The sequence below is a fragment of the Paenibacillus sp. FSL M7-0134 genome (assembly GCF_038007865.1).
GTDB lineage: Bacteria > Bacillota > Bacilli > Paenibacillales > Paenibacillaceae > Paenibacillus > Paenibacillus polymyxa_B.
On record NZ_JBBOXV010000001.1, the window covers coordinates 837,853 to 850,282 of the forward strand.

Annotated in this window: 15 protein-coding genes; 7 read left to right on the forward strand and 8 right to left on the reverse strand. The window is 44.8% G+C overall.

Annotated elements, in window-relative coordinates; translation table 11 throughout:
• The first annotated feature begins 57 nt into the window (after positions 1–57).
• Positions 58–762 carry a Crp/Fnr family transcriptional regulator gene (locus NSQ58_RS03605; protein WP_028540837.1) on the forward strand — a complete coding sequence of 235 codons (705 nt, stop codon included), beginning with the start codon at positions 58–60 and terminating at the stop codon, positions 760–762.
• Between the two features lie 131 nt (positions 763–893).
• Here the strand turns inward: NSQ58_RS03605 and NSQ58_RS03610 are convergent, their stop codons facing one another.
• The 3 genes from NSQ58_RS03610 to NSQ58_RS03620 form a co-directional block, all read right to left on the reverse strand.
• On the reverse strand, positions 894–2,654 hold the full coding sequence (locus NSQ58_RS03610) for a glycosyltransferase 87 family protein (RefSeq protein WP_264454401.1): 1,761 nt from the start codon (positions 2,652–2,654) through the stop codon (positions 894–896).
• 99 nt (positions 2,655–2,753) lie between these two features.
• Positions 2,754–3,464 (reverse strand): MBL fold metallo-hydrolase, encoded by a 711-nt coding sequence (locus NSQ58_RS03615; protein ID WP_341056913.1) that lies wholly within the window; start codon positions 3,462–3,464, stop codon positions 2,754–2,756.
• Between the two features lie 197 nt (positions 3,465–3,661).
• The gene (locus NSQ58_RS03620) at positions 3,662–4,216 is read right to left on the reverse strand and encodes a TetR/AcrR family transcriptional regulator (protein ID WP_023990922.1); all 555 of its coding nucleotides are present in this window, start codon (positions 4,214–4,216) and stop codon (positions 3,662–3,664) included.
• A 153-nt stretch (positions 4,217–4,369) separates the two neighbouring features.
• Between NSQ58_RS03620 and NSQ58_RS03625 the strand changes: the two genes are divergently transcribed.
• Positions 4,370–5,044: an SDR family NAD(P)-dependent oxidoreductase gene (locus NSQ58_RS03625; RefSeq protein ID WP_023990923.1), complete on the forward strand. Its 675-nt coding sequence runs from the start codon at positions 4,370–4,372 to the stop codon at positions 5,042–5,044.
• A gap of 91 nt (positions 5,045–5,135) precedes the next feature.
• Here the strand turns inward: NSQ58_RS03625 and NSQ58_RS03630 are convergent, their stop codons facing one another.
• Together NSQ58_RS03630 and NSQ58_RS03635 are read right to left on the reverse strand one after the other, a co-directional pair.
• Positions 5,136–5,777 carry an SDR family oxidoreductase gene (locus tag NSQ58_RS03630; RefSeq protein WP_053326377.1) on the reverse strand — a complete coding sequence of 214 codons (642 nt, stop codon included), beginning with the start codon at positions 5,775–5,777 and terminating at the stop codon, positions 5,136–5,138.
• Between the two features lie 100 nt (positions 5,778–5,877).
• Entirely contained in the window at positions 5,878–6,477 is a 600-nt protein-coding gene (locus tag NSQ58_RS03635) for a TetR/AcrR family transcriptional regulator (protein WP_053326378.1), read from the reverse strand.
• A gap of 243 nt (positions 6,478–6,720) precedes the next feature.
• Here NSQ58_RS03635 and NSQ58_RS03640 point away from each other — a divergent pair, with 243 nt between their 5' ends.
• From NSQ58_RS03640 to NSQ58_RS03660, 5 genes are all read left to right on the forward strand, one after another.
• Positions 6,721–7,461, forward strand: a complete 741-nt coding sequence (locus NSQ58_RS03640; protein ID WP_023990926.1) for an ABC transporter ATP-binding protein — start codon at positions 6,721–6,723, stop codon at positions 7,459–7,461.
• Complete coding sequence (locus NSQ58_RS03645; RefSeq protein ID WP_023990927.1) at positions 7,458–8,219, forward strand: ABC transporter permease; 762 nt, start codon at positions 7,458–7,460, stop codon at positions 8,217–8,219. Before NSQ58_RS03640 ends, NSQ58_RS03645 begins: the two co-directional genes overlap by 4 nt.
• 123 nt (positions 8,220–8,342) lie before the next feature.
• The gene (locus NSQ58_RS03650) at positions 8,343–8,690 is read left to right on the forward strand and encodes a general stress protein (protein WP_341056914.1); all 348 of its coding nucleotides are present in this window, start codon (positions 8,343–8,345) and stop codon (positions 8,688–8,690) included.
• A gap of 243 nt (positions 8,691–8,933) precedes the next feature.
• Positions 8,934–9,230: a hypothetical protein gene (locus NSQ58_RS03655; protein ID WP_341056915.1), complete on the forward strand. Its 297-nt coding sequence runs from the start codon at positions 8,934–8,936 to the stop codon at positions 9,228–9,230.
• 131 nt (positions 9,231–9,361) lie between these two features.
• On the forward strand, positions 9,362–10,264 hold the full coding sequence (locus NSQ58_RS03660; RefSeq protein ID WP_069081064.1) for an AraC family transcriptional regulator: 903 nt from the start codon (positions 9,362–9,364) through the stop codon (positions 10,262–10,264).
• A 191-nt stretch (positions 10,265–10,455) separates the two neighbouring features.
• Here the strand turns inward: NSQ58_RS03660 and NSQ58_RS03665 are convergent, their stop codons facing one another.
• The 3 genes from NSQ58_RS03665 to NSQ58_RS03675 all read right to left on the reverse strand — a co-directional run bounded on the left by NSQ58_RS03665 (position 10,456) and on the right by NSQ58_RS03675 (position 12,219).
• Positions 10,456–11,061: a zeta toxin family protein gene (locus NSQ58_RS03665; RefSeq protein ID WP_028540845.1), complete on the reverse strand. Its 606-nt coding sequence runs from the start codon at positions 11,059–11,061 to the stop codon at positions 10,456–10,458.
• Positions 11,058–11,231, reverse strand: coding sequence for a hypothetical protein (locus NSQ58_RS03670; RefSeq protein WP_023990932.1), 174 nt, complete (start codon positions 11,229–11,231; stop codon positions 11,058–11,060). Before NSQ58_RS03670 ends, NSQ58_RS03665 begins: the two co-directional genes overlap by 4 nt.
• Positions 11,232–11,715: 484 nt before the next feature.
• On the reverse strand, positions 11,716–12,219 hold the full coding sequence (locus tag NSQ58_RS03675) for a hypothetical protein (RefSeq protein WP_068939110.1): 504 nt from the start codon (positions 12,217–12,219) through the stop codon (positions 11,716–11,718).
• Positions 12,220–12,430 lie beyond the last annotated feature (211 nt).

Here is a 12,430-nt window from a genome sequence, read left to right on the forward strand (position 1 = left end):
CATGCGCTATAACCTGTAGTTTCCGGTTTATGAATGGAGTGAATGAATGTGAATGAGATGTCCTGCCCCTGCCAGTGCGAAAAGGAGCCCTGTGCCCGCAAAGTGCCTATCTTTTCCTCTTTGTCCTGCGAAGATTTGTGTAAGGTCAGCTCCATGATCCGACACCGAAAATACCAGAAAGGCGAGGCCTTGATTGTGGAGGAGCAGGCTTCCGATACGCTGTACATTATTAAAAGCGGGCATGTCAAGCTGCTGAAGATGACGCCTCAGGGCAAGGAGCAAATTCTGCACATTCTGACAACTGGTGATTTTTTTGGCGAGTTGAATATTTTTAACAGCGATGAGCTGAGTAACTTTAGTGCGTATGCCTTAAAAGATACTGATATTTGTATGCTCACCAAGGATGATATGGAGCAGTTGATCCGCGACAATCCCGATATCTCTTTGAAGCTGCTCAAAACCATTACTAAACGCTTGGCACATACCGAAAACCTGGCTCAAAGCCTAGCTACCAAAGACCCGGAAATCCGCATCGCCTATATGATTCTTGAGCTTGGACATAAATACGGCAAGCCGGATGGTTCCTACATTAAAATAAACCTCCCCCTTTCACGCGAGGAAATGGCTAATTATGTGGGTGTTACCCGCGAAACCATCAGTCGCAAATTCGGAAAATTTGAACAGCTGGGGATTATTCATAGCAAGGGTACAAGAGAGATTACCATCTGCGATGTACAGAAACTGAACGAATATATGGATTGAGACACATAGATACAATGTTACTCTAACATGAGGACAACAAAAAACCGCTTCTTTAACTTATGGATTGCAGTTGATCTATCAACCACTTCCATTTCGTTAAAGGGCGGTTTTTTAGCATATTTTATACTCCACTAACTATCAATTGTTGTGTTCACACTTGGGGAAGACGCACCCCATATAAGTTTCCCTGAAGGTGACTCCGATGGAAGCATGTCCTTGGGAGGGGCAGTCTCAATCGTGGTCGATTTGGAGCAATCCCACACTACTTTGACCAAATACCCAAACAACAACACATTCAACAATGATGTCACACACAAAATAATACCGTATTGATCCCGAGAGTTGGAGCTATAGAAAATATCGAAGGTGTTTAGGAAAATCGTAAGACTAAATCCACCCGCAAGCCACAAAAATCTGCGGTCTCGTAAATACAGATACGCCAGTACAGCTAACGCGGCCGCAGGGAACAAGTACCGTTCATGCATGCTGGAAGCGAAGGTAAATACACCTGCAATGAGCACCAGTGCAACTGCCGCTGTAAATTGTGGTTTGCGACTGCGGATATACATCCACCACGTAAACAGAGTCACCAGCACAATGCAGATCATACCCCATGTATGGTAACTGAACAGGAACAATGTTGTAGTGTCCTGCGTATAATTGCCACCGATCAGTGCAAAGAAATTATATGCGTTCACCGAAGCATACGGATACTCGCCGACCGTTCCCTTGTATAGGTCAAGTAGCCATAACGGCTCCTGCCCCCACGAAAATGGTAATATGACCAGAATGGTCGTCACAACAGCACCGCCAATGGACAACAGCCAAGGCTGTATTTTACGTTGTCTCAGCAGCTCAAAGAACAAAACAGGCCCATAAATAATTCCCTGCGGCTTCATCAATACGGCTACCGTAAACAATACGGCTGACCAGCCGACCCGGTTTTCCACAAGCAGCACAATCATGCCCACAATCAGCATAGTAAAGAAAGAATCCACCTGCCCCCAGAAGGTCGAATTGATAAATACAGCTGGGTTAAACACGTAGAATATAGCCAATCCAAGGCTTATTCCATAGCCGACCCGTTTGCTTGCCAACCGGTACAGCATGTACGCTGTCACGATATCGGCTAATATATTGGGAAGCCGCAGCAGTACGGACATGTAGGGACTGAAAGCATCCGTAGAGCCGATTTGACCGATCACATATAAAATATAAATATAGAACGGCGGATAATCACTTGATCCATTCGTGTAAAAGCCCGATAAGCTATCCGCTGCTGTCGTAGCCCAGTTCCGGAATAGCATTAAATCCATATGACCCGAGATCCATGGGGCGATCGCCATTCTTAAAAAGAACCCCACACCCAGCACTGTCCACAGCATCAGTCCCCGATTACGTTCCCCGAGCTTCCATTCACGAGCCCGAAAACGGTATGCAATAAACACGAATGCACCGAAGAACAAAGCGGCGAAAACCGCCAGCGGAGTAGCATAAGCAGATGAGGAGTTCCCACTTCGTCCACCACCCATACCACCGCCAGGACCGCCCATACCAGATCCGTTACCAGACATGCCACCGGGGCCTCTGTGCTGTCCGTCTCTGGCAACACCACTGCCGCCCGAAGACGTATCATTCCCGGCCGTTGTACCTTTGTCACCCGATGTCGATGTTCCCTCAGTGGAGGAGTTGGTAGGTTGCCCCGGTCCTCCCATACCTCCACCAGGTCCGCTTCCTCCTCCGAACCCGCCGGATGGGCCCTGCCTAACAGCCGCAGACTGGGACGCAGAACTACCTGAATAACTCCATAACGAAACGACACTAGCGACAGCACACAATATGAGACTAAATAGAAGTATATATTTCAGACCGTTCGCTTTCCAAACGTTCAAATCCGATGCACCTCTCTCTGTTTCTATTTTCCCATATTGTATCTGCCTTAGCTTAGGACTTTGTGAGTTCTGGCTGAATGTTGGCTGAATACCGAATCATCACACTGAAGTTTGTCGTTCCAGCTCCATAATCGCCCTTTCCAGCTGAGATTGTGGATGCTTCAGCATGTTACCGTGACCGACAGCTAATAAAGATGGATTGAAACTCACCAGCTTTTTGGCGCTTTTCAGCGAAATTCCCTTGTTCCAGGTAGCCAGTGCCGGAAAAGGAAACAGCGGCTTAAGCCTTCCCGATACTGCTATACCACCTCGGGTCTGGAAGGCGTCGCCTGCAATCAACGCACGGGTACGAGTATCCAAAAATGCCATCGAGCCCGGCGTATGTCCCGGTGCGCTGATCGCCAACAGCGAACCTACATGATCCCCATCCTCCAGTAAAACGTCAGGCTGGGTAAGGATATGCTTCGGTACATCGCCTCGAATAGGAGTATCCGGTTCTCCTGCCTCCAACGATACATCGCCCTGTAGCAGCGGTGCGTCCCGTCTTGAAATAAATACGTGCGCGTCAGGATACCTTGCCTTAAGCTTATCCAACGCACCCACATGATCCCCATGGGCATGGGTAAGTACAATTCGAATAATCGGCTGCCCGATCCGCGCCGCAGCCTGCTCTATACCACGGGTACTGTATGGCAATCCGGCATCTACCAAGGTGAGCCCCTCTTTCTCCTCCACCAAATAACAGTTCACCGGGAACAGCCGGGGCATAAACGTCAATTGATACACATGCTGCACCTGAACAATACGCATTTTAGCTCATCTCCTTGTCTTAATTATAAACTAATCATATTAGTATTATAAATAATATAATTAGTTTTAAGCAAATATTTTTGCCGCTATTCACCCAGAGTTGGAGCTTGGAACTGCTACGGGGACGATCATACTGAGAAAACAGCAAAAAAGCATCCTCGGTGCTCTGCCCCCGGGGATGCCTCTCAAAACGAGAATTAACCTTTTCCTCCTGTTATTAATAACGAAGCCTTCTTGGCTATTTCCTCTTTATCAAACGGAGTATTTCCAGATGCCCATAAATAACCAGCCTCATGTATGATATTGGCATAAATAGGTACATAAAAACTCTTCTCTGAGTCTGTACATATGTTATCTAAACTTTTCACTAAATATTTTTTCAGCTCAATTAACATTTTTTCTTTCAACAGAGGCGCAAGACTTAAATAGCTACGACGGCATTGAATTTTCGGTTGTTGATGAAAGTCACATACTGCTAGAACGAGTTGATTTATGGTGTCCTGATCGAACTCTACTACTCCTAATGTTCGTTTTTCAATGACGTTCGAAGCAGAGTCGTCAATCATGTAATCCAACATTTCGTACTTATCATTAAAATGTGCATAAAATGTAGCACGATTCACTTGGGCCCCTTTTGTTAGATCTGCTATTGTTATCTTTTCAAAATCCTTTTCATTCACTAAATTAACAAAAGCGTTAATCAACGATCTCTTTGTATGTGTCATTCGCATATTTTTTACTTTTGTCCCCACGTTCTGCCCTCCTTATTTGGCACATTTCAATTTTTGTTTCTATAACAACATTCTCATTTAATTGTTGGTTGTTCCATATATTAAGCGGGCTTATACTTACTAAAACAACATATGTTGCTTTAAAATATACCACAAATAAGGAGTTCATATAAGATGAAAACTATTGCAATAATTGGTGCAGGACTCGGGTTAGGTTTATCTATCGCGAAAAAATTCGGGGCGCAAGGGTTTAAGGTAGCTTTAGTTTCTCGTAATACAGAAAAATTGGAAATCATCACAAATGAACTAAAAAGCCTGAATATTGTAGCGCGCTCTTATGTCGCGGATATTACGGATTTGAACGCTTTAAAACAAGCCTTACTGGCTGCTAAAAAAGACTTAGGCAGTATTGATGTACTCGAATTCAGTCCTTATGCAGGATGGAGTAATTTCACAGATATTTTAGAAACAACGCCCGCAAGCGTCTTGGAACAAGTCAACAGCATTGTGCTTCCTGCAGTTCTATCCGTCAATGAAGTATTGCCTGACATGATCAGCAATGGTTCAGGCGCGATTCTATTTACAACGGGCATATCTGCCATGTTCCCTTTGCCCAGTCTTGGGAATGGTGGTATCGTGATGTCCGGCCTTCGAAACTATGCGACTAACCTGCATAATGAACTGAAAGAAAAAGGAGTTTTTGTAGGACACCTTTCAATCGGCACTTTCATACAAGCTGGTACGGCAGGAGATCCAGATATCATCGCAGAAGCTTGGTACAACTTATACGAGAAAAAGCATAGCTTTGAAGAAACATTCCCAAAAGGAATTGATCCAACCAAGCTGTAAAATTATTAAAGCGAGAAGATGACCATGGATGGCCGTCTTCTCGCTTTTTTGTCATTTATAAGCGTCCTCTGTGCAACAACTTCATCCGTAATTACAGCCTGATTGCCTCAGCAATAGGCGTACTGCCAGACACCAGATTAATTGCACGATGATACGTCTGCTGTTCCTCCAGCGCTGCTACCACCGCTGCCGCCACATCTTCACGGGAAATGGTCTGGCTGGTGAGCTCCTCACCGGTAGCAACTTTGCCGGCGCCCACATCATCCGTCAGGCCACCCGGGCGAAGAATCGTGTAGTTTAGGTTGCTCGCTTCCAACAGGCGGTCAGCGTAATGCTTCGCCACATAATACGGTTTAATGGATTCGGGCCACTTCTTTCGATTCTCTGCATGTAGGGCGCTGACCATAACGAAGCGTTGGATACCTGCTTGTTCGGCGGCTTCCATCGCCTTGACCGCTCCATCCAGGTCGATAAGCAGCGTTTTATCTGCACCTGTTTTCCCACCGGAGCCTGCTGTAAATACGACAGCATCGCTGCCTTTTATAGCTGCGGCAATTTCGCCAACCGTCCCTTCGAGGTCAGCTACCACCGTTTCTGCTCCCAAACGTTCAAGCGCTTCGGCCTGATCCGAATTTCGGATCAACGCCTTTACGCGATGCGATTCATTTTGCCCCAATAGACGGATAAGATGTCTGCCTACTTTTCCATTTGCACCAATCACCAGTACGTTCACTCATACCCCTCCTGTATTCGCAGTCTCTCATCTACATTATACAGATGTATTCTACCCTTCGGGTCTGCGACGCAATCATGTTAGCTGCATCAGGTTGAAATCAGACTTCTTTGGTAAGCTCGACATCTCGCTTTTGCCGCACACGCAGACCTGCCAAAAAGGTAGCCATCATCACCTCAATACTCCGGTCCACCTCCACAGGTAAACCAAAGCCGCCCTTTTGTTCAAGCGAGGCGAATCCATGAAGCAGACTACGGAATCCCCTCGCTGCATGAATGCAATCTTCTTCCTTGAAGCCATAACCACTGGACAGGACGGTAATGACCAGCTCGGCCACGCGATCCGCAGCCTGCCTCATTTCGGTATCATTTCGATCTGTTGCATACAGCATCGCTTCATACAAACCGGGTCGCTCCCGAGCATACCGCATATACGCCTTCCCCATAGCGGTCAGCGCATCTTCGCCCGCTCTACCCACCGCTGCGCTCATCAAAGCTTCCTCCAACTGTTCGAGGCTGTGCAATGCCAGTACTTGGCGCAGTCCGTTCAATCCGTTCACGTGGTTATACAAGGACGGAGGGCGAATGTGGAGTTTTTGAGCCAGCGTGGTGAGCGTGACATCCCCCATCCCTTGTTCATTGGCAATGTCCTCGGCAGCCCGCAGGATATCTTGCAACTTTACTCCGTTTCTAGGTGACATCATCCTGTCTCCTTTCATCGAATTTCTATGTAATCCGGTTCCTTATACCTATACAGAATTGATCCAGATTCTATTTTAACTAATCCTGTTAGTTTATACAAAGAAGATGCCGTTTACAACAGCCGGCCTGCATTGAACCTTTATAGAAGAGCATAGCAGTGATTACTGATATAATAAAAAAATAAGATCATAGAACGGATCTGATCCCTTTCTCGATCCCCTACAAAGGAGCTAGCTATATCTATGGAATCCAAGCCACTTCCAGCTATTGAATTCAATCACATTATCAAATATTTCGCCGGGTCTGGACAGCAACGTGCTGTTCTGAACGGGATTACGGCAAAAGTTTCCCCCGGCAAAATCACCACGTTGGTCGGTCCATCGGGGTCTGGTAAAAGCACGTTGCTTTCACTGTGCAACCTCCTAATGACACCGGATGAAGGGGACATCCGTGTCCTCGGCAAACCGATATCGGAGTGGGAGATCCCTGAACTAAGACGGAGAGTAGCATTGGTTTTTCAGGATGCCCCCATGCTTCAGGGAACTGTCCTGTACAATCTCCAAACCGTAGAACGGCTGCACGGTACAGTGCTGGATGATCCTGCCGGCCTGTTGGAACGCGTAGGACTCACCCACGATCTGTTGGAACAAAAGGCGCAGGAACTGTCCGGTGGACAAAGACAGCGCTTGGCCTTGGCGCGGACGCTCGCGAACCGCCCGGATATTTTACTGCTGGATGAGATTACTTCTGCACTGGATCCCGCCTCGGTCAAAGAGGTTGAGGAACTGCTGCTGCAAATGAACAAAGAAGAGGGAACAACGATGATCTGGATTACGCATCATATGGAACAAGCCCGCAGGGTAGGCCACGAGACATGGCTGATGATCGACGGAAGACTGGTAGAACAAGCGGATACGGAGACGTTTTTTAATGCTCCGCAGCATAGTGAGACCCGCAGGTTTGTAGCAGGAGAATGGGTATGACGATTGTTGCCTTGATTCTCTCTCTCGGTTTTGTATTTATCGCCATCGTCATGTCCAAATCCTTCAAACTCGGTCTGGACCGAGACATTATCATCGCCACAATCAGAGCGTCGATTCAACTGCTGGCGATTGGATATGTATTACATTTAATTTTTGGGATGCAGAGCTACGGATTTATCGTATTATTCATTCTGCTCATGATTACCGTAGCCTCACAAAATGTTGCGCGCAAAGGACGATTTATCCCCGGTCTCATGTGGAAGTCATTCCTGACGCTGCTGTGTGTGGAAATCGTTACGCAGGCGTTCCTGATTGGCCTGCATATTATTCCGGCGACAGCCCGATATATGATTCCGATTAGCGGCATGATCATTGGCAGCTCCATGATTTTGTCCAGCCTGCTGGTGTCCCGGCTCAAGTCGGAAGTTCTGCTGCGCAAGCCTGAAATCATGCTCATTCTGGCGCTAGGCGGCACGCCTAGACAAGCCATCTTCCCTATACTCAAGGATTGCATACGTTCCAGTATGATTCCAACCATCGAGGGGCAAAAAACGCTGGGGCTTGTCCAGCTTCCCGGCATGATGACCGGACAAATCATCGCAGGTGCCAATCCGATTGCCGCCGTGCGTTTGCAATTGCTAATCGTATTCACTACCATGACCTCTGCTATTTTGACCAGCGTGCTGCTCAGCCTGTTCATTTATCCGGCATTATTTACCCGCCAGCAACAATTGAACACAGAAGCATGGGAACGCTGATCGAGGTGAATATATCCAGTTATTTACATCTCCTATAAAAAAGTAGACATGTTTAATTCCTGACATGAAGGTTAATAGATACACGAACACGCTTTACTAAAATTCGATGAGGAGTGATTGAACATGGCTAACAACAACCAAAATGGCAAACTGAGTCGCGAAGAAGCAGGACGTTTAGGTGGAGAAGCTACTGCTAAAAATCACGACAAAGAATTTTATCAGGAGATTGGCGAAAAAGGTGGCGAAGCCACTTCCAAAAATCATGGCAAGGACTTCTACCAGGAAATCGTTGAAAAAGGCGGCGAAGCCACTTCCAAAAACCATGACAAGGACTTCTATCAAGAAATCGGACGCAAGGGCGGTGAAGCCCGTGGCAATTCAGACCAGAGTGATAGCGACGGGAAAATGAGCAGGGAAGAAGCTGGCCGTAAAGGCGGCGAAGCCCGCGCACGTCAGCGTAGGGATAACTGATAATAGGGAATATGTGGTCGGTGCAATTGTAATGTAGAGGCACAGACTGCGTATAAACACGAAGTATAGTGGACGTTTATGTTATAAAAGCCTATCTGCCGTTGTTTTGGCAGATAGGCTTTTTGTGTGAAATCTACTTTCGCCAACCGATTATACGCCTTACAATATACATAAACAGGTTAAATAACCAATCATACATATTTTATTACAAATGAAAGAATGGATTATCGGAGGTTTGCGCGAATGCTGATTACAAAGAATAAAACGGCTGCAACTATTCTAAGAATTATATTTTTTTCACTGATTTTCAGCTGGATTTATTATTATTCAGGTCATCACTCAGCAGAAACCGCTAAATTAGTTAAAACTACAGATGATTACTTGGTCATACAGAGAGATGCTGCTAACGGAAGTGAATATAAAGAATTATATATTTCCTCAAAGTCTGTAATCCCTCCTCTGGTTATAGGCAAACAATATTATTTCGTGTCTGATCAAAGGTACTTTCAACGCCCATATATCCGTTATGTAGAGGAGTAAAATAGAACAAGACAACAAGGACTAACATAGCCCTTGACTAAAGCTTCATGAATACAAAAGAGTGCATGCAACTCAAGTCAAATATTCCTGTATTCCGGCTGTTAAGATGGAGCCGAAAGGAGGGAACCCTCGTGTACGAATGGAACGAAATGGTCCAGCTCATGATCGATTGGATTGATAATAATCTTACTTCAGCACCTTCGTTGTTGAGAATGTCCAATCAGTTAGGCTACTCCCCTTACTACTGTACAAAACAGTTTCATTCTCTTACAGGAATGACGTTAAGGGATTATGTGTGGATGCGCCGGATTAGCCGTGCTGCACTGGAACTCCGGGATAGCAATGTCCGCATCCTCGATGTTGCAGTAAAGTATGGGTTTTCTTCACAGGAGGCTTTTACACGGGCATTTGTAAAAGCGTTTGAGGTAACTCCGGCTGTATACCAGAAGGAGCCCCGACCTATCCCGTTAGCCATTCGCGTTGAGGTGTTCTCTCCTTATCATTACCATTTGAAGGAGCGGGATAAGATGGTTAAGGATCATTTGCAAGAAGCTGAAGTCAAAATCGAGCGTATACCAGCACACAAATTTATTGGAATTTGGGATACTTCTTCACGAAACTACGGTGATTTCTGGAGAAACGGTCACAATTGTGATGAAATTTGCGGAACATTGGAAAGCATGTCTCATCTCAAGCTTCCCGAACAATTGGGCCAAACTGCGGGCTGGTTCTATCAGGATGGTCAGAAGGGCTATCTCTATGGAATACCGGTCGCCGCTGACTATGCCGGAGAGATTCCCGCAGGAATGAAGTGCCGGGACATCCCCGAATCAGATTACCTGGTGTTTTTTCACCCGCCCTTTAATTATTTAAAAAACAATGGAGACGTTATGAGAATGGTGGAGGAGAAGGCTTGGAACTTTGACCCTAGCAGCCTGGGGTATGAATGGGATGAGGAAACGAAGCAGGATTATCAGCGGCATTTCCCAGAAGGATATGGCTACGCAGTGTTACGTCCAGTGAAAAAAGTGTAGAGAAAAAGAATCCGAAGAAGCCGCTACGATCAGGGTGCTGTTCATCGTCTTGCTAAAGTCTGTTGAAAAATAATAACAGTCTATTACTAACGGGTCCCATTTTGAGGTGCAATACACATCGAATTGACATTGTGGACACAATACGATGTAAATATAGAATAAACCGATCACTGAATCATACAGTTGTCGGTTTATTCTTGATCAGTATTTTTATTTTGCAAGTAACTATCAATGATTTTAACCCAATCCGGTAACAACGCCACATGGTGTTTTATCGTTTCACTATCTGATTCCAATACAATCACGCCATCTGAGCTGCTGTTGTCAATGACAATTAAATGATCGATAAGTTTAAGATGTAAGAGAAGATTGTCCAGTGAGGTCTGATGCCGTCTTATAATATCAGCGGTATCAATGTGGTGACCCCCATTTCGAACTCGTGCAGCAACTCGCTCGATATTAAGACGATAATCACCAAGGCCCACATAAAACATAATAACTTCAAAGCCCTTTTCTTTTGCCACTCGCATTTGTCGAATCACATTGCCACCAGCAAGTGTCGTCTCTACGGTAAAATCTCGTTTATTTCTTATACAATCCCGCGCTAGCTTAATCGCTTCCTTTCCTGCCGATACTTTGTGTCGATCAGGGTTTTCACGATCAATCCCTCGCGCTAACGCATCTGGATCGATATTAACACTTACACCAAGTTTATCAACGATTAGATTACGAATTGTACTCTTACCACTTCCGTTGTTTCCTGCGAATACAAACATAGTAGCAAACGGCTCACTCATGATAAAATATCCTGTTCTTTAATTCGTTCGACTTGACCATTACTGTACTCTTTAACAAATTGACCATCCGGCGTTTTGTAGACAATATATGTGCCATTTGCTTTAGCGTCCAGTTTTGCTCTATCTCCAGTTAGTTTGATTAGCTTGCCTAGGTCGTGTGTACGATTCATTCAGTCATCACCATCCCATACAATTCATATATCGAGAGTATATCACAAATCGAAAAGTCTGAAAGAATCCAGCGTCACTCAAAACCACACGAATACCGTACGTCTAAAAATCGTGACAAGTAAATAGGATCGAAATATCGTTCTTTTTAATACATTTTAATAAATAAATTTGGAATAAATGCTACTTCCAGCTTTTTGATTCGTCTATAACAACAAATACACTTGCGGAGGTATAGGCAATGAAATCTTTTCGTTTTTGGCTGGTCCTAATCTCATGTCTAGTTATTACTGTAAATATTACGGGGTACGACGACTATAATATACTATTAGCTATTATTAGTCCGTTGGTTTGGATGTATGAATCATTTCGATTTGTGCGAGAGGCAGACATCCCCATAGCCATTGTTTACTTCACTACACTAGTTTTCTGGTATCTCATTGGATACGCTTTGGACCGTATGATTAGAAAATTGAAAAATTAAATTCACTTGAAATTACCTTCTAAATTTTCGTTTACTTTGTCAGGCTCGTACTCGACCGTTCTGTAGTCAGAAGATGAAGGAATCATATTGATCACAACATTTCTCATTTGTAGCTTGTACTTTCCTTCCTCAAAAGCAAGAACATGCTTAATGGAAGGTAACTCCATATCCTCATACTTCGTTATCGACGAAACAACAATCTTGGAAGGGTTAGAATCATCCACAGACACGATACGATAATCAATCGGTGTTCCCTGAGCTTTTAGAAAGTTAAGCCGTGCCTGTTCTGTTTTAAAGCGATAATCATCAGACAGTGAAAGCATCTTATCGTAATCCCGACTCATAGAAGCGTTCATATATTCTGAAAATGTCGAGACAGCAGCCTCTTTGGGCTTATCGGGAAGTTTATAAGGTTCCTTATCCCCTCCAAAACCTGTAGCAATTACAGTCAAAATCCCTCCGAGGACAACCAAGCAAGCCAACTTATTACGCGATACAAGCCTCAATAAATAAAACCCCCTTTGTTGTAAATTTTACCACCTATTTTCAACGTATCTCAACTTAAAAAGCCACTGTAAAACGCGGTATAACTTTTTGTAAAACCCCATTCATTTAAATCCAAAGCCATTCTTTTAATATAATTTTATTTTAACGTTAATACTCACTGAACACCTTTGTTACCTTATGTAATGTCGCCTTCCCATCCTGTAAACTAAG